Source organism: Streptomyces sp. NBC_00193 (genome assembly GCF_026342735.1).
GTDB classification, from domain to species: Bacteria; Actinomycetota; Actinomycetes; order Streptomycetales; family Streptomycetaceae; genus Streptomyces; species Streptomyces stoeckheimensis.
The window spans coordinates 3,750,321-3,767,122 of sequence record NZ_JAPEMM010000001.1; the positions used below are offsets into that span (position 1 = coordinate 3,750,321).

Here is a 16,802-nt window from a genome sequence, read left to right on the forward strand (position 1 = left end):
AGATTCGTCATCAGTGTCAGGCGTCGCTGCTGATGGCGGTCGGGCGGTCTTCGAGACCGGCCGAGGGGAGAGAGGACCCCCGACGGACTGAGCGCCACGTGCGACGTCCCACGGACGGTGCACAGCTCAGCCGTACCCACCTCTCTACAGCACGAGGAGCAGCACCCACATGACTGCCGCTTTCACCGACTTCAAGGTCGCGGACCTCTCCCTCGCCGTCTTCGGACGCAAGGAGATCACCCTCGCCGAGCACGAGATGCCGGGTCTGATGTCGATCCGCCGGGAGTACGCGGCCACCCAGCCGCTCGCCGGCGCCCGCGTCACCGGCTCCCTGCACATGACCGTGCAGACCGCCGTCCTCATCGAGACCCTCGTCGCCCTGGGCGCCGACGTCCGCTGGGCCTCCTGCAACATCTTCTCCACCCAGGACCACGCGGCCGCCGCCATCGCGGTCGGCCCGAACGGCACCCCGGAGAACCCGCAGGGCGTCCCCGTCTTCGCCTGGAAGGGCGAGACGCTGGAAGAGTACTGGTGGTGCACGGAGCAGGCGCTGACCTGGCCGAACACCCCCACCGGCGGCCCGAACATGATCCTCGACGACGGTGGCGACGCCACCCTCCTCGTCCACAAGGGCGTCGAGTTCGAGAAGGCCGGCGCCGCCCCGGACCCGTCCACCGCGGACTCCGAGGAGTACGCCAACATCCTCACCCTCCTCAACCGCACCCTGGGCGAGAACCCGCAGAAGTGGACGCAGCTCGCGTCCGAGATCCGCGGCGTCACCGAGGAGACCACCACCGGTGTCCACCGTCTCTACGAGATGATGTCCGAGGGCACCCTGCTCTTCCCGGCGATCAACGTGAACGACGCCGTCACCAAGTCGAAGTTCGACAACAAGTACGGCTGCCGCCACTCCCTCATCGACGGCATCAACCGCGCCACCGACGTCCTCATCGGCGGCAAGACCGCCGTGGTCTTCGGCTACGGCGACGTCGGCAAGGGCTGCGCCGAGTCCCTCCGCGGCCAGGGCGCGCGCGTCATCGTCACCGAGATCGACCCGATCTGCGCCCTGCAGGCGGCCATGGACGGCTACCAGGTCGCGACCCTGGACGACGTCGTCGCGACGGCCGACATCTTCATCACGACCACGGGCAACAAGGACATCATCATGGCCGCCGACATGGCCAAGATGAAGCACCAGGCCATCGTGGGCAACATCGGCCACTTCGACAACGAGATCGACATGGCCGGTCTCGCGAAGATCGAGGGCATCGTCAAGGACGAGGTCAAGCCCCAGGTCCACACCTGGAAGTTCCCCGACGGCAAGGTCCTCATCGTCCTGTCCGAAGGCCGCCTCCTGAACCTGGGCAACGCCACCGGTCACCCGTCCTTCGTGATGTCGAACTCCTTCGCGGACCAGACCCTGGCCCAGATCGAGCTCTTCACCAAGCCGGCCGAGTACCCCACCGACGTCTACGTGCTCCCCAAGCACCTCGACGAGAAGGTGGCCCGCCTGCACCTCGACGCCCTCGGCGTCCGCCTCACCACCCTGCGCCCGGAGCAGGCCGCCTACATCGGCGTGGACGTCGCGGGCCCGTACAAGCCGGACCACTACCGCTACTGATCCCCACCGGTCCCCCGGGACCGGCAGCACGCACGCAGCACCCACGCGTCAGGCCCCCGGCATCCGTGCCGGGGGCCTGCCCCGTACCCGCCCGAAACCCAGGAAGAGCCCATGCCCCGAGGCCGCTACGCGCTCCACGACCCGCACGACCACACCCCCCTCGGCGAGGAGCACTTCCACTGCGCCCCGGGCCCCTCCGGCTGGCGCTACGTCTCCCAGCTCACGGCGCCCGACGGTGCGCACCGCGGCTCCGTCGACCTGGCCGTCGACGAACTGGGCCGCCCCATCCGCCTAGAGGTCAACGCCTCCAGCTGGCAGGTCCGCGGCGCCGCCATCGACGGGATCACCTGGGTCCGCACCGACCCCGCCGGAGCCGAAGCCACCGAGGGCAACGTCCCCGGGGCCGCCGGCTTCACCGGCACCTCCCCGGCCTTCCTCGTCGCCACGGCCCGCCTGCTGCGCCTGGCTCCCGGCGCACCCGCCACCCGGATCCGCCTCGTCGCCCTGACCGACCCCGTCCTGGCGGCCCGTACGACCGACCAGGCCTGGGCCCTCCTGGACCGCGCGGAGCACCCCACGGACAGCGGCCCGCTCCTGGTCGACGAGTACCGGGTCACCGCCCTGGACACCGGCGAGGTCCACACGGTCCACATCGCCGGGGACGTGGTCCTCTCGGCCCCCGGCATCGAACTCGAACACCTGGAGACCCCGCCGTCGGCCTTCCCCGACTAGCCGGTCAGGCGGGCGGCGCGAACCCGGTCGCCTTCGGCGGCTCCACAGGTACGGGTACGGGTACGGGAGCCATCGGAGCCACGGGAGCCGCGACGGGCACCACCGCGGGCGCCACCACCGCCGGCATCACCACGGGCGCGGGCTGCCCGTACGGAACGGGCGCCGCCCCGGGAGCCGGCTGCTGCCGGAAGGCCCGCGCGGCGTCCCGCGACTGCCGCTCGTGCACCACGGCCATCAGGAACGCGGCGGCCGGCACCCCGACCGGCGGCGGAGCCCCCGTACGCGCCACCAGATCGTCCGCGAGCCGGGCCGCCATCGAGGCTCCCACCTGCGGATCCAGCTGGTCCATGCGCGTCAGGTACTGCCGGATCGCGAGCCACAGCCCGTCCGGCACCGCCGACAGGTCCAGCCCGCCGAACCGCCCGGCCAGCCACGGGGGCGGCGGAGGCACCGGCATCACCCGCGCCCCCGGCACCCGCTCCCGGATGACCAGCGTCCCCGCGAACACGTCCCCGAGCCGCCGTCCCCGCTCGGAGAACAGCGAGGCGATGCACGCCACCGACCCGAAGGTCATCAGCAGCTCGAAGACCCCGAAGGCCCCGCGCACCAGCGCGTGCCGGAACCGGATCGGCCCTCCGTCGTCGCGCACCACGCGCAGCCCGCAGGCGAGCTTGCCCAGCGACCGTCCGTGGCTCAGCGTCTCCACCGCGATCGGCACGCCGACCAGGACGAGGACGAACGAGGCCACCGACACGGCCGCCCGGGCCGCCCCGTCGAGCGAAGCGGTGGCCAGCACCAGCCCGACGGAGATCAGCAGGTACCCCGCGACGTACACGACCAGGTCGAGCAGGATCGCCAGCGCCCGGCTCGGCAGCCTCGCCGGCCGCAGCCCCAGGACGACCGCGTCCCCCGTCACCAGATCGCTCACCGACGCACACACCCCTTCACGTTCACGTGACCTGCCCCGCCCCATCGGCCTCCAGTCTGCCAAGCTGACGAAGCAAGCAGTAGGAGAAACCGGTAGGGACCAGGGGCAGGGGAGCGCCAACCGCATGGATCTCGACGTCTTCGTTGCGGCCCACCAGGCCGAGTGGGCCCGCCTGGAACAGCTGCTGGGCCGGGGCCGCCGCCTCACGGGAGCCGAGGCCGACGAGCTCGTCGCGCTCTACCAGCGCACGGCCACCCATCTCTCCCTCGTCCAGTCCAGCACCCCCGACCCGATGCTCACGGGCCGCCTGACCCAGCTCGTGGCCCGCGCCCGCGCCACGGTGACGGGCACCCGCCGCTCCGGCTGGCGCGACGCGGCCCGCTTCTTCACGTCGGGCTTCCCGGCCGCCGTCTACCTCACCCGCCGCTGGTGGATACCCACGGCGCTGATCTCCACCGCCGTCGGCGTGCTCGTCGGCTGGTGGATAGCCACCCATCCGGAGATCCAGAACGCGATCGGGGCTCCGGAGGACCTGAAGGCGATGACGAAGCCGGGCGGCGGGTACGAGACGTACTACTCCAGCCACCCCGCGGCCTCCTTCGCGGCCCAGGTCTGGACGAACAACGCCCAGGCGGCCGCGATCTGCCTGGTCCTGGGCGGCTTCCTGGGCCTGCCGGTCCTGTACATCCTGTGGCAGAACATGCTGAACCTGGGCGTCGGCATCGGCCTGATGTCCTCGGCCGACCGCCTCGACGTCTTCCTCGGCCTGATCCTTCCGCACGGCCTGCTCGAACTGACGGCCGTCTTCGTAGCCGCCGGTACGGGCCTCCGCCTGGGCTGGACGGTCATCGACCCCGGCCACCGCACCCGCCGCGTGGCCCTGGCCGAACAGGGCCGCGCCGCCCTCGGCATGGCCATCGGCCTGGCCGCGGTCCTGTTCCTCTCGGGCCTGATCGAAGGCTTCGTCACCCCGTCGGGCCTGCCCACGTGGGCCCGCATCACCATCGGCGTGGCCGCCGAGGCGGCCTTCCTGCTCTACGTCTACGTCCTGGGCGGCCGCGCGGCCCGCGCCGGCGACGTGGGCGACGTCGAACGTGCCGACCAGACGGCGACGCTCCCCACCGCTGCCTGATGTGCGTACGAGCATGCTGAGCTGCTAGTCTCCTCGTCGTCCCGCAAACACCGTTGACACGGCGGCTGCGGGGAGGTAGATTCGAACGGTTGCCTCGAACTGGACAAGTTCGGCAGTGATGGTTTAAAGTCTTTCTCGCCCCCAGGAATTGAATTCCAAGCGGGCACACCCAACTCTTCGTTCAGGAAACTGAAGCCGGGAAATCCGGTGGAAAACTTCTGATAGAGTCGGACTCGCCGGAAAGGGAAACGCGAAAGCGAAGACCTGGAAGGCGGAAAACAAGCGAGACAGACTCTGATAGAGTCTGAAACGCAAGAACAGAACAGAACAGAACAGAACAGAACGAAAGCCCGGAGGAAAGCCTGAGAGGGTGAGTACAAAGGAAGCGTCCGTTCCTTGAGAACTCAACAGCGTGCCAAAAATCAACGCCAAAAAGTTGATACCCCGTCCATTTCGGTGGATGAGGTTCCTTTGAAAAAGACCTGTGAGGTCGCGGCTTCGGCCCTGACACTTGCAGGCAATTACACAGCGAGGACGCAGTGGACGGTCGGTCTTATTCCGACATGACTGTCCCGCTCTAAGTGCGTGTGCACCCGATTACGGGTAAACATTCATGGAGAGTTTGATCCTGGCTCAGGACGAACGCTGGCGGCGTGCTTAACACATGCAAGTCGAACGATGAAGCCCTTCGGGGTGGATTAGTGGCGAACGGGTGAGTAACACGTGGGCAATCTGCCCTTCACTCTGGGACAAGCCCTGGAAACGGGGTCTAATACCGGATAACACTCCTGCCTGCATGGGCGGGGGTTAAAAGCTCCGGCGGTGAAGGATGAGCCCGCGGCCTATCAGCTTGTTGGTGGGGTAATGGCCCACCAAGGCGACGACGGGTAGCCGGCCTGAGAGGGCGACCGGCCACACTGGGACTGAGACACGGCCCAGACTCCTACGGGAGGCAGCAGTGGGGAATATTGCACAATGGGCGAAAGCCTGATGCAGCGACGCCGCGTGAGGGATGACGGCCTTCGGGTTGTAAACCTCTTTCAGCAGGGAAGAAGCGAAAGTGACGGTACCTGCAGAAGAAGCGCCGGCTAACTACGTGCCAGCAGCCGCGGTAATACGTAGGGCGCAAGCGTTGTCCGGAATTATTGGGCGTAAAGAGCTCGTAGGCGGCTTGTCACGTCGGATGTGAAAGCCCGAGGCTTAACCTCGGGTCTGCATTCGATACGGGCTAGCTAGAGTGTGGTAGGGGAGATCGGAATTCCTGGTGTAGCGGTGAAATGCGCAGATATCAGGAGGAACACCGGTGGCGAAGGCGGATCTCTGGGCCATTACTGACGCTGAGGAGCGAAAGCGTGGGGAGCGAACAGGATTAGATACCCTGGTAGTCCACGCCGTAAACGTTGGGAACTAGGTGTTGGCGACATTCCACGTCGTCGGTGCCGCAGCTAACGCATTAAGTTCCCCGCCTGGGGAGTACGGCCGCAAGGCTAAAACTCAAAGGAATTGACGGGGGCCCGCACAAGCAGCGGAGCATGTGGCTTAATTCGACGCAACGCGAAGAACCTTACCAAGGCTTGACATATACCGGAAAGCATTAGAGATAGTGCCCCCCTTGTGGTCGGTATACAGGTGGTGCATGGCTGTCGTCAGCTCGTGTCGTGAGATGTTGGGTTAAGTCCCGCAACGAGCGCAACCCTTGTCCTGTGTTGCCAGCATGCCCTTCGGGGTGATGGGGACTCACAGGAGACCGCCGGGGTCAACTCGGAGGAAGGTGGGGACGACGTCAAGTCATCATGCCCCTTATGTCTTGGGCTGCACACGTGCTACAATGGCCGGTACAATGAGCTGCGATACCGTGAGGTGGAGCGAATCTCAAAAAGCCGGTCTCAGTTCGGATTGGGGTCTGCAACTCGACCCCATGAAGTCGGAGTTGCTAGTAATCGCAGATCAGCATTGCTGCGGTGAATACGTTCCCGGGCCTTGTACACACCGCCCGTCACGTCACGAAAGTCGGTAACACCCGAAGCCGGTGGCCCAACCCGTAAGGGAGGGAGCTGTCGAAGGTGGGACTGGCGATTGGGACGAAGTCGTAACAAGGTAGCCGTACCGGAAGGTGCGGCTGGATCACCTCCTTTCTAAGGAGCACAGTACCGATTGCAGACAAACGTTCTGCACGGTCAGCTCAGGGTGGAACGTTGATTAGTTGGCACCAGATGATCTGATGATTCTCAAGTACTGCTTCGGCGTGGAAAGAGGATTCGGAAGAGGTCTGGTGCTTGGCACGTTGTTGGGTATCTGAGGGTACGGCCGTAAGGCTTTATCTTCGCGATGCCGGCCCCAGTGAACTTCGTCTCCGGACGAGGGTGATGGGTGACTGGTCGTTGCTTGAGAACTACACAGTGGACGCGAGCATCTGTAGGCCAAGTTTTTAAGGGCGCACGGTGGATGCCTTGGCACCAGGAACCGATGAAGGACGTGAGAGGCCGCGATAGGCCCCGGGGAGCTGCCAACTGAGCTTTGATCCGGGGGTGTCCGAATGGGGAAACCCGGCAGTCGTCATGGGCTGTCACCCATGCCTGAACACATAGGGCATGTGGAGGGAACGCGGGGAAGTGAAACATCTCAGTACCCGCAGGAAGAGAAAACAACCGTGATTCCGGGAGTAGTGGCGAGCGAAACCGGATGAGGCCAAACCGTATGCGTGTGATACCCGGCAGGGGTTGCGCATGCGGGGTTGTGGGAATTCTTTTGATCGGTCTGCCGGCCGGTCGGCGAGTCAGAAACCGTTGATGTAGTCGAAGGACATGCGAAAGGTCCGGCGTAGAGGGTAAGACCCCCGTAGACGAAACATCAGCGGCTTGCTTAAGAATCTCCCAAGTAGCACGGGGCCCGAGAAATCCCGTGTGAATCTGGCGGGACCACCCGCTAAGCCTAAATATTCCCTGGTGACCGATAGCGGATAGTACCGTGAGGGAATGGTGAAAAGTACCGCGGGAGCGGAGTGAAATAGTACCTGAAACCGTGTGCCTACAAGCCGTGGGAGCGTCGCTGTATGTGCTTGCACATACAGTCGTGACTGCGTGCCTTTTGAAGAATGAGCCTGCGAGTTAGCGGTGTGTAGCGAGGTTAACCCGTGTGGGGAAGCCGTAGCGAAAGCGAGTCCGAATAGGGCGATTGAGTTGCACGCTCTAGACCCGAAGCGGAGTGATCTAGCCATGGGCAGGTTGAAGCGGAGGTAAGACTTCGTGGAGGACCGAACCCACCAGGGTTGAAAACCTGGGGGATGACCTGTGGTTAGGGGTGAAAGGCCAATCAAACTCCGTGATAGCTGGTTCTCCCCGAAATGCATTTAGGTGCAGCGTCACGTGTTTCTTGCCGGAGGTAGAGCACTGGATAGGCGATGGGCCCTACCGGGTTACTGACCTTAGCCAAACTCCGAATGCCGGTAAGTGAGAGCGTGGCAGTGAGACTGTGGGGGATAAGCTCCATGGTCGAGAGGGAAACAGCCCAGAGCATCGACTAAGGCCCCTAAGCGTACGCTAAGTGGGAAAGGATGTGGAGTCGCAGAGACAACCAGGAGGTTGGCTTAGAAGCAGCCACCCTTGAAAGAGTGCGTAATAGCTCACTGGTCAAGTGATTCCGCGCCGACAATGTAGCGGGGCTCAAGCGTACCGCCGAAGTCGTGTCATTGCAGCAATAGGGCCAACGCCCGCTGTGATGGGTAGGGGAGCGTCGTGTGCCGGGTGAAGCAGCAGCGGAAGCTAGTTGTGGACGGTTCACGAGTGAGAATGCAGGCATGAGTAGCGATACACACGTGAGAAACGTGTGCGCCGATTGACTAAGGGTTCCTGGGTCAAGCTGATCTGCCCAGGGTAAGTCGGGACCTAAGGCGAGGCCGACAGGCGTAGTCGATGGACAACCGGTTGATATTCCGGTACCCGCTTTGAAACGCCCAATATCGAATCAGGCGATGCTAAGCCCGTGAAGCCGTTCCGGACCCTTCGGGGAAAGGAAAGTGGTGGAGCCGGCGAACCAGACTTGTAGTAGGTAAGCGATGGGGTGACGCAGGAAGGTAGTCCAGCCCGGGCGGTGGTAGTCCCGGGGTAAGGGTGTAGGCCGAGGGGTAGGCAAATCCGTCCCTCATATAAGGCTGAGACCTGATGCCGAGCCGATTGTGGTGAAGTGGATGATCCTATGCTGTCGAGAAAAGCCTCTAGCGAGTTTCATGGCGGCCCGTACCCTAAACCGACTCAGGTGGTCAGGTAGAGAATACCGAGGCGTTCGGGTGAACTATGGTTAAGGAACTCGGCAAAATGCCCCCGTAACTTCGGGAGAAGGGGGGCCATCACTGGTGATCGGATTTACTCCGTGAGCTGGGGGTGGCCGCAGAGACCAGCGAGAAGCGACTGTTTACTAAAAACACAGGTCCGTGCGAAGCCGTAAGGCGATGTATACGGACTGACGCCTGCCCGGTGCTGGAACGTTAAGGGGACCGGTTAGTCACATTTCGGTGTGGCGAAGCTGAGAACTTAAGCGCCAGTAAACGGCGGTGGTAACTATAACCATCCTAAGGTAGCGAAATTCCTTGTCGGGTAAGTTCCGACCTGCACGAATGGCGTAACGACTTCTCGACTGTCTCAACCATAGGCCCGGTGAAATTGCACTACGAGTAAAGATGCTCGTTTCGCGCAGCAGGACGGAAAGACCCCGGGACCTTTACTATAGTTTGATATTGGTGTTCGGTTCGGCTTGTGTAGGATAGGTGGGAGACTTTGAAGCGGCCACGCCAGTGGTTGTGGAGTCGTCGTTGAAATACCACTCTGGTCGTGCTGGATGTCTAACCTCGGTCCGTGATCCGGATCAGGGACAGTGTCTGATGGGTAGTTTAACTGGGGCGGTTGCCTCCCAAAAAGTAACGGAGGCGCCCAAAGGTTCCCTCAGCCTGGTTGGCAATCAGGTGTTGAGTGTAAGTGCACAAGGGAGCTTGACTGTGAGACCGACGGGTCGAGCAGGGACGAAAGTCGGGACTAGTGATCCGGCGGTGGCTTGTGGAAGCGCCGTCGCTCAACGGATAAAAGGTACCCCGGGGATAACAGGCTGATCTTCCCCAAGAGTCCATATCGACGGGATGGTTTGGCACCTCGATGTCGGCTCGTCGCATCCTGGGGCTGGAGTCGGTCCCAAGGGTTGGGCTGTTCGCCCATTAAAGCGGTACGCGAGCTGGGTTTAGAACGTCGTGAGACAGTTCGGTCCCTATCCGCTGTGCGCGTAGGAATATTGAGAAGGGCTGTCCCTAGTACGAGAGGACCGGGACGGACGAACCTCTGGTGTGCCAGTTGTCCTGCCAAGGGCATGGCTGGTTGGCTACGTTCGGGAGGGATAACCGCTGAAAGCATCTAAGCGGGAAGCCTGCTTCAAGATGAGTATTCCCACCTCCTTGAGAGGGTAAGGCTCCCAGTAGACGACTGGGTTGATAGGCCAGATGTGGAAGCCCGGTAACGGGTGGAGCTGACTGGTACTAATAGGCCGAGGGCTTGTCCTCAGTTGCTCGCGTCCACTGTGTTAGTTCTGAAGTAACGAACTGTGTTCATATCCGGTTGGTTAACTTCATAGTGTTTCGGTGGTCATAGCGTTAGGGAAACGCCCGGTTTACATTCCGAACCCGGAAGCTAAGCCTTTCAGCGCCGATGGTACTGCAGGGGGGACCCTGTGGGAGAGTAGGACGCCGCCGAACAATCATTGTAGAAAGCCCCGTACCGGGAAACCGGTACGGGGCTTTTCTGCGTTTAGGCTCCGGTCATGGAGATAGCTGATCCGACGCCGGTCACGTTGCTCACTCCCGTACCCGGCAGCCCGGGACCCGGTGACAGTTCCATCGGGGGGCCGCTGCTGTGGCCGGCGGACGACCCGTGGCCGAGGTGCTTCATGCCGGACGAGCGGGACCGGTCGGGGCGGAACGCGTGCGCGCTGGTGCCCGTGGTTCAGCTGTACCGGCGGGACGTGCCGGGTGGCTGGTGGCACGGGGACACGGACCTGTTCCAGGTGTTGTGGTGCCCCAATGAGCACGTGGGGCCGTCCATGGCGGGGCAGCCCGAGCAGGGGCCTCTGCTGCACATGGAGTGGCGGCGGGTCGCCGAGACCGAGGGGCGCGGGCAGCTCACCCCCGTGGCACCCGTGCGTTCCGAGTCGTGGCTCGTGCCCCGGGCCTGTCTGATCGGGATCGAAGAGGCCGTGGAGCCCGCACGGGCGCCGATCAGCCGGCCCGGTGTGTGGAAGGCGGGCGGCGGGCCCCGGTGGAGGACGCCCGACGGGGACGAGTGCGTGTGCGGGGACTGCTTCACGTGCGCCAACTGCTACGCGCCGATGGATCTGCTGCTGACCGTGTCCAGCGGGGACGCCACCGGTGTGGTCGTGTCCGGGGGCGGCGAGCTGAGGATCTTCGGATGCCGGACCGATCCCGAGGACAGCTACGCGATCGATCTGTACTGAGGACCCGTGTGGTCAGAGGCGGCCGGCGGCCTTCAGGGCCAGGTAGGCGTCGGCCAGGGCCGGGGCCAGGGTGTCGGGGGTGGCGTCGACGACGTGGACGCCGTGGCGGGTGAGCTGTTCGGCCGTGCGGCGGCGGGCTGACTGGGACTGGGTGCCCGCGGCGGCCTCGTAGACGGCTTCGACGGTGCCGCGGGCGGTGGTCATCTCCGCCACGTGGGGGTCGGAGACCGAGGCCAGGAGGACCGTGTGGCGCTGGGTGAGGCGGGGGAGGAGCGGGAGCAGGCCCTCCTCGACGGGGGCGGCGTCCAGGCTGGTCAGGAGGACCACCAGGGAGCGGCGCGGGGCGCTGCGCAGGATGGTGGAGACCAGGGTGCGGGAGTCCGTCTCGACCAGTTCCGGTTCGAGGGTGGCCATCGCGTTCACGAAGGCGGGGAGGGTGTCGGCCGCCGAGCGGGCCTGGACCTGGGCGCGGGGGCGGCGGTCGTGGGCCAGGAGGTCCACGCGGTCGCCCGCGCGGGTGGCCAGCGCGGTGAGGAGCAGGGCCGCGTCCATCGCCGAGTCGAGGCGCGGGGCGTCGCCGACGCGGCCGGCCGCGGTGCGGCCGGTGTCGAGGCAGATCAGGATGTGGCGGTCGCGTTCCGGGCGCCAGGTCCGGACGGCGACCTTGTGCTGGCGGGCGGTGGCCCGCCAGTCGATGGAACGGGTGTCGTCGCCCGGTACGTAGTCGCGCAGGCTGTCGAACTCCGTGCCCTCACCGCGGGTCAGGACGCTGGTGCGGCCGTCGAGTTCGCGCAGGCGGGCGAGGCGGGAGGGGAGGTGTTTGCGGCTCGCGAAGGGCGGCAGGACGCGGACCGTCCAGGGGACGGTGTGGTGGCCCTGGCGGGCCAGCAGGCCGAGCGGGCCGTACGAGCGGATCGTGACGCGGGCCGCCTGGCGGTCGCCGCGGCGGGTCGGCCGCAGATGCGTGGTGAGACGGCGGCGCTCGCCCGACGGGACCGTCAACGTGTGCCGGGAGGCGGCGACTTCGGTGCCCGGGACCCAGCTGCTGGGCGGCCAGGCGTCGCGGATCCGGGCGCGGAGCGTACGGGGGGAGGGGTTGGTGATCGTCAGGTGGACGTCGGCGGATTCGCCGAGGCGTACCGACGTGTCGCCGGAGCGGGCCAGTTGGAGCGGGCGGACCGGGGCCGCGAGGGCGTAGTCGATCGCGCAGGCCAGGGCGATGGGGGCGTTGACCGCCAGCATCCCCGTCCAGCTCGGTCCGAGGATGCCGACGGGGATGCTGCCGAGGGCCGCGAGCAGGGCGGCGCGTCCGGTGAACGCCATCAGCGCGGGACGGGGACGTGGGTGAGGATCGCGGTGATGACCGCGTCGGCCGTGACGCCCTCCATCTCGGCCTCGGGGCGCAGTTGGACGCGGTGGCGCAGGGTCGGCAGGGCGAGGGCCTTCACGTCGTCGGGGGTGACGTAGTCGCGGCCCACGAGCCAGGCCCAGGCGCGGGCGGTGGCCAGCAGCGCGGTGGCGCCGCGCGGGGAGACGCCGAGGGTCAGGGAGGGGGATTCGCGGGTGGCGCGGCAGATGTCGACGACGTACGCGGTGATCTCCGGGGAGACGGCGGTGGCCTCGACGGCCTTGCGGGCGGCGTCCAGTTCGGCGGGGCCGGCGACGGCGCGGAGGCCGGCGGAGTGCAGGTCGCGGGGGTTGAAGCCGGCCGCGTGGCGGGTGAGTACGCCGATCTCGTCCTCGCGGGAGGGGAGGGGGACGGTGAGCTTCAGGAGGAAGCGGTCCAGCTGGGCCTCGGGGAGGGGGTACGTGCCCTCGTACTCGACCGGGTTCATGGTGGCGGCGACGAGGAACGGCTCCGGGAGCTTGCGGGGGGTGCCGTCGACGGTGACCTGGCGCTCCTCCATCGCTTCGAGGAGGGAGGACTGGGTCTTGGGGGGCGTGCGGTTGATCTCGTCGGCGAGGAGGAGGTTGGTGAAGACCGGGCCGTTCTGGAAGGAGAACTCCGCGGTGCGGGCGTCGTAGACGAGGGAGCCGGTGACGTCGCTCGGCATCAGGTCGGGGGTGAACTGGACGCGCTTGGTGTCGAGTGCGAGGGAGGCGGCGAGGGCCCGTACGAGGAGGGTCTTCGCGACGCCGGGGACGCCTTCGAGGAGGACGTGGCCGCGGCACAGGAGGGCTACGACGAGACCGGTGACGGCGGAGTCCTGGCCGACCACGGCCTTGCCGATCTCGGTGCGGAGCGCCTCCAGGGCGGAGCGGGCGCTGTCCGTGGTGGCCGTCATGAGGTGCGGACCTCCCTTTCGAGGGCGTCGAGGTGGTCGACGAGCGCGATGAGCGCCGCGTCGGTGGTGGGGGTCGTGCCGAAGAGCAGGGTGGCCGGGTCCGGGTCGTGCGGGGGCCCGGCCGTGAGGCGGGCCGCGACCGCGGGGACCAGGGAGGCCGGGTCGTGGGCCTGGGCGGGCGGTACGCCGACCAGTGCGGCCAGACGTTCGCGGGAGGCGGAGCGCAGCACGGTGGCCGCGCGGTCGCGGGCGCCGGCCCTGCGGTACAGGCGGGCGCGGCCCTCGGTGGCCTCGGAGGCGCGGACGAGGACGGGCAGGCGTTCGGTGACGAGCGGGCCGAGGCGGCGGGCGCGCCAGAGGGCGGCGACGGCGGCGGCCAGGAACAGCTGGAGCAGGGCCCAGCTCCAGCCGGCGGGGATCAGGTCGAGGAAGCTCTGCTCCTCGCCGGTGCCGTTGCCTTCGGCGCTGCCGTCGGCGAGGGACGGCAGGTACCAGACGAGGTGCGGGCGGGAGCCGAGGAGCTGGAGGGCGAGGGAGGCGTTGCCCTCTTTGGCGAGGGTCTTGTTGAGGAGGATGCCCTCGGAGCCGAGGAGGACGGTGTCGCCGCCGCGGATGCCGGTGGGCAGGACGAGGAGCGTGGGGTGGCCGGCGCTGGGGTAGCAGCCGGTGGCTCCGGTGCTGCCGGTGGTGTAGCGGTGGCCGCCGCCGGTGGCGGCGCGGCCCGCGGTGGTGGCGGCGGGGAGGGTGCAGGTGCTGCCCGGGTCGAGGTTCGCGTCCGGGGCGGGGGAGTCGTCGTCGGTGCGGGTGCCGGGGGCCAGGGCGGGGAGGCTGAGGGTGCTCGGGGCGAGCAGGACGGTCCGGCCGCCGGAGAGGTCGATCGCGGTGCGGATGTCGCGGAGCTGGGTGTCCCCGAGCCGGTCGGGGTCGGTGACCAGCAGGGTCGTGTCGGGGCCGGCGGCGTCGGCGGCCTCCGCGGCGGTGGTGACGACCCGGGTGGTGACCCCGCGTTCCTTGAGCAGCTCGGCCACGGCCTGGCTGCCGGAGGGGTCGGCGGAGCGGGGGTCGAGGTAGCCGTGCCGGGCACCGGAGTTCAGGGCGGCGAGGGCCAGCCCGGCGGCGAGGAGCACCGCGAGCGCGATGAGGAAACCGCGCGCGCGGGTCCAGAGGTCCCGGGGCCGGGTGCGGGTGCCTCCGGCGGTTGTACGGGGGGTGGTGGCGGCCTCGCCGGGAGCCGTGGCCCCGGCTCCGCCGAGGGCCGGGGCCGGGGCGGTGGTGGTGGGTGCCGTGGCCCCGGCGGGGTGGTGGGCGCTGCTCGCTGCCGCGTGGATCGAGGGTGCCGGGGCCGTGCCGGGGGCGGGGTGGGCTGTGCCCGGTCCCTCGCTCGGGTGTGCTGCCGCGTGGGCGGGGTGGGGCGTGCCCGGGCTGCCGGGTTCTGCTCCTGGGGGTGCTGCCGGGTGCAGCGGGGCCGCGTTCGGGTCCGGGGTGGGCGCGGTCATCGGGTGGGGCCTGTCAGGAGGGGCTTGGTGTGGGACAGGGCCTGGTCCAGGGTGGTGAGGGTCGCGTACATCTCGGGGGTGGCCGGGTGGGCGCCGTAGGTGACGTCGTCGAAGGCGCGTGCCGCCGTGCGCAGGGCCGTGGCGTGGGACGGGAGGGAGACGGCCGCTTCGGCCGCCGCCTCGTCCGCGGTGCGGCCCGGGCGGGGGTCGAGGAGGGTGCGCTCTTCCAGGGAGCGGACCACGGCGCGCATGCGCTCCTGGACGGCTTCGCTCCAGCGGCCCTCGCCGGCCAGGGCCTCGGCGGTGGCGCGGTGGTCCGCCGCGCTGCGGATGCCGTCGTCGAAGAGGGTGCCCGCGGCACGGGCGGCCGTACGGCGGGGGGCGCCCAGGCGCCACCACAGGGCGGCGATGACGAGGAGGGCGAAGACGGCGACGGCCAGCAGGCCGAGGGCTCCGCCCGGGGTCGCGCCGGAGGCGCGGTCGAAGAGGTCCCCGACCCACTCCCAGAAGCGGTTCAGGGCCCTTTCGAACAGCCCCGGGTCGTTCTGGTGGTACGCGGCTTTCGCCAGCTCGTCGCGGGCCGCCTCGCGGGCGGCCTCGCGGCCGATGGTGATGGGTGGGGTCGGTGATGGTGTGAGCAGGCCCCCCGTGCTCCTCATTCCCGCGTCAGCCTCCGGTCGGCGGCGTGGTCGTGCCGTAGTTCTCGATGCCCGCCGCCCGGGCCAGCTCCAGGTCGAGGGCCTCGCGGCGGATGCGCTGGTCGACGTAGAGGAGGACCGTGACGCCCGACTGGATCGGCATGGTGATCGCCAGGGCGATGATCCCGCCGATGGCGGTGCTGATCAGGTAGCCCCAGCTCGTGGCTCCGGTGCCGTCGGCCATGCCTTCGAGGCCGCCGCCGAACACCAGGCCGCCGACGAGGGTGAGGGGAAGGACGATCAGGCCCGCGACGAAGGTCGTGATGAGGCCGGTGAGGACCGTGATGCCGAAGATCCGCCACCAGGAGTCCTTGACCAGCTTGGAGGAGCGGACGAGGGACTTGCGCACCGTCGCCTTCTCCAGCATCAGGGCGGGCGAGGCCAGGGAGAACTTGACCCAGAGCCAGACGATCAGGCCGAGGGCGATGAGACCGCCGAGGGCGGCCAGGGGGGCCTGTCCGGCGAGGGCGCCGGGCAGGACCAGCACGGTGAAGACGAGGGCCGCGCCGAGGCCCAGGAGGAGGGTCAGGCCGAACAGCCGGGCCAGCTGCGGGCGGGCCTCGCGCCAGGCGGTGCCGATGGAGGAGCCGTGGCCGAGCACCGCGCGGCTGAAGATCATGGTGAGCATCGCGGTGGCCACGATGGCCCCGACGAGCTGGATGAACCCGTCCGCCGCGGACATGCCCAGGAAGGAGCCGAGGGCGTCGACGTCCAGGGGTGCGTCGCTCGACTGGTCCAGTACGACGTCGGCGAACACGTACTTCTGCAGGAGCACGCTCGCCAGCTGGACGACGACGGCCACGGCCAGGGTGATGGGCAGTACCGCGCGCCAGTGCTTGCGCATGGTGGTGACGGCCCCGTCGAGGATCTCGCCGATCCCGAGCGGGCGCAGCGGGATCACGCCGGGCTTCACCGCCTGGGGCTGGTTGCCCCAGCCGCCGGGGTTGCCGCTGCCGGGCGCACCCCAGCCCGCGCCCGGCCGGGGGGCCGCGGGCGGCTGCTGCTGCGGGTTCGGCGGGGTCTGGCCCGGGGTCGGGCTCGACCACTGGCCGGGGGGCGGCTGCTCGGCGGACCACTTGGAATCGCCGGAACCGCCCGCGGGCGGCTGCGTACCGTGGGAGCCCTCACCGTCGGACGGGGAGGATCCGGGCGTAGCCCAGCCCGGAGAGTCGTTCATCGTCGCTCCTTCACGTGCACTGCGGGGTACGGGGCGCTTGGTCCGGCTGCCATCGTGCCATGTGACAACCTCGAACGGACCAGACGTCCCGAACGGACCAGGGGGTCTCCCGTATCCCGGGACGCTGGCGCCTTCGTACGGCGGCCGGATCCGGGGCACACTGGGCGTCCTGATCTCCACGCAGGTCCGAGGGACGATTTCCAGCCCCTTTGGCTGTGGGACAGCTCACCGCCGGGTAACGATT

Annotated in this window: 10 protein-coding genes and 3 rRNA genes; 7 read left to right on the forward strand and 6 right to left on the reverse strand. The window is 67.7% G+C overall.

What is annotated here, in order from left to right; translation table 11 throughout:
* The first annotated feature begins 169 nt into the window (after positions 1-169).
* The gene (ahcY, locus tag OG898_RS16660) at positions 170-1,621 is read left to right on the forward strand and encodes an adenosylhomocysteinase (RefSeq protein ID WP_250736766.1); all 1,452 of its coding nucleotides are present in this window, start codon (positions 170-172) and stop codon (positions 1,619-1,621) included.
* 111 nt (positions 1,622-1,732) lie between these two features.
* Positions 1,733-2,353: a hypothetical protein gene (locus tag OG898_RS16665; RefSeq protein ID WP_250736764.1), complete on the forward strand. Its 621-nt coding sequence runs from the start codon at positions 1,733-1,735 to the stop codon at positions 2,351-2,353.
* 4 nt (positions 2,354-2,357) lie between these two features.
* Here OG898_RS16665 and OG898_RS16670 read toward each other — a convergent pair whose 3' ends face one another.
* Positions 2,358-3,281: an RDD family protein gene (locus OG898_RS16670; RefSeq protein WP_266957723.1), complete on the reverse strand. Its 924-nt coding sequence runs from the start codon at positions 3,279-3,281 to the stop codon at positions 2,358-2,360.
* Positions 3,282-3,405: 124 nt separating this feature from the next.
* Between OG898_RS16670 and OG898_RS16675 the strand changes: the two genes are divergently transcribed.
* The 5 genes from OG898_RS16675 to OG898_RS16695 all read left to right on the forward strand — a co-directional run bounded on the left by OG898_RS16675 (position 3,406) and on the right by OG898_RS16695 (position 10,902).
* Complete coding sequence (locus OG898_RS16675; protein WP_250736758.1) at positions 3,406-4,413, forward strand: stage II sporulation protein M; 1,008 nt, start codon at positions 3,406-3,408, stop codon at positions 4,411-4,413.
* A gap of 610 nt (positions 4,414-5,023) precedes the next feature.
* Positions 5,024-6,548 (forward strand): 16S ribosomal RNA (locus OG898_RS16680).
* 283 nt (positions 6,549-6,831) lie between these two features.
* A 23S ribosomal RNA gene (locus OG898_RS16685) occupies positions 6,832-9,955 on the forward strand.
* Positions 9,956-10,029: 74 nt separating this feature from the next.
* A 5S ribosomal RNA gene (rrf, locus tag OG898_RS16690) occupies positions 10,030-10,147 on the forward strand.
* The 16S, 23S and 5S rRNA genes sit together here, the layout of an rRNA operon.
* Positions 10,148-10,212: 65 nt before the next feature.
* Positions 10,213-10,902, forward strand: coding sequence for a hypothetical protein (locus OG898_RS16695; RefSeq protein ID WP_266957725.1), 690 nt, complete (start codon positions 10,213-10,215; stop codon positions 10,900-10,902).
* A 12-nt stretch (positions 10,903-10,914) separates the two neighbouring features.
* Here the strand turns inward: OG898_RS16695 and OG898_RS16700 are convergent, their stop codons facing one another.
* From OG898_RS16700 to OG898_RS16720, 5 genes are read right to left on the reverse strand one after another with little or no spacing between them, the layout of a single operon-like run.
* Positions 10,915-12,225 carry a DUF58 domain-containing protein gene (locus tag OG898_RS16700; protein WP_250751030.1) on the reverse strand — a complete coding sequence of 437 codons (1,311 nt, stop codon included), beginning with the start codon at positions 12,223-12,225 and terminating at the stop codon, positions 10,915-10,917.
* Positions 12,225-13,187, reverse strand: coding sequence for a MoxR family ATPase (locus OG898_RS16705; protein ID WP_266957728.1), 963 nt, complete (start codon positions 13,185-13,187; stop codon positions 12,225-12,227). The genes OG898_RS16700 and OG898_RS16705 overlap by 1 nt, the downstream gene beginning before the upstream one ends.
* Positions 13,184-14,683 (reverse strand): DUF4350 domain-containing protein, encoded by a 1,500-nt coding sequence (locus OG898_RS16710; protein ID WP_266957730.1) that lies wholly within the window; start codon positions 14,681-14,683, stop codon positions 13,184-13,186. The genes OG898_RS16705 and OG898_RS16710 overlap by 4 nt, the downstream gene beginning before the upstream one ends.
* Complete coding sequence (locus tag OG898_RS16715; RefSeq protein WP_266957732.1) at positions 14,680-15,342, reverse strand: DUF4129 domain-containing protein; 663 nt, start codon at positions 15,340-15,342, stop codon at positions 14,680-14,682. Before OG898_RS16715 ends, OG898_RS16710 begins: the two co-directional genes overlap by 4 nt.
* Before the next feature lie 7 nt (positions 15,343-15,349).
* Entirely contained in the window at positions 15,350-16,558 is a 1,209-nt protein-coding gene (locus OG898_RS16720; RefSeq protein ID WP_266957734.1) for a hypothetical protein, read from the reverse strand.
* Positions 16,559-16,802: the final 244 nt, after the last annotated feature.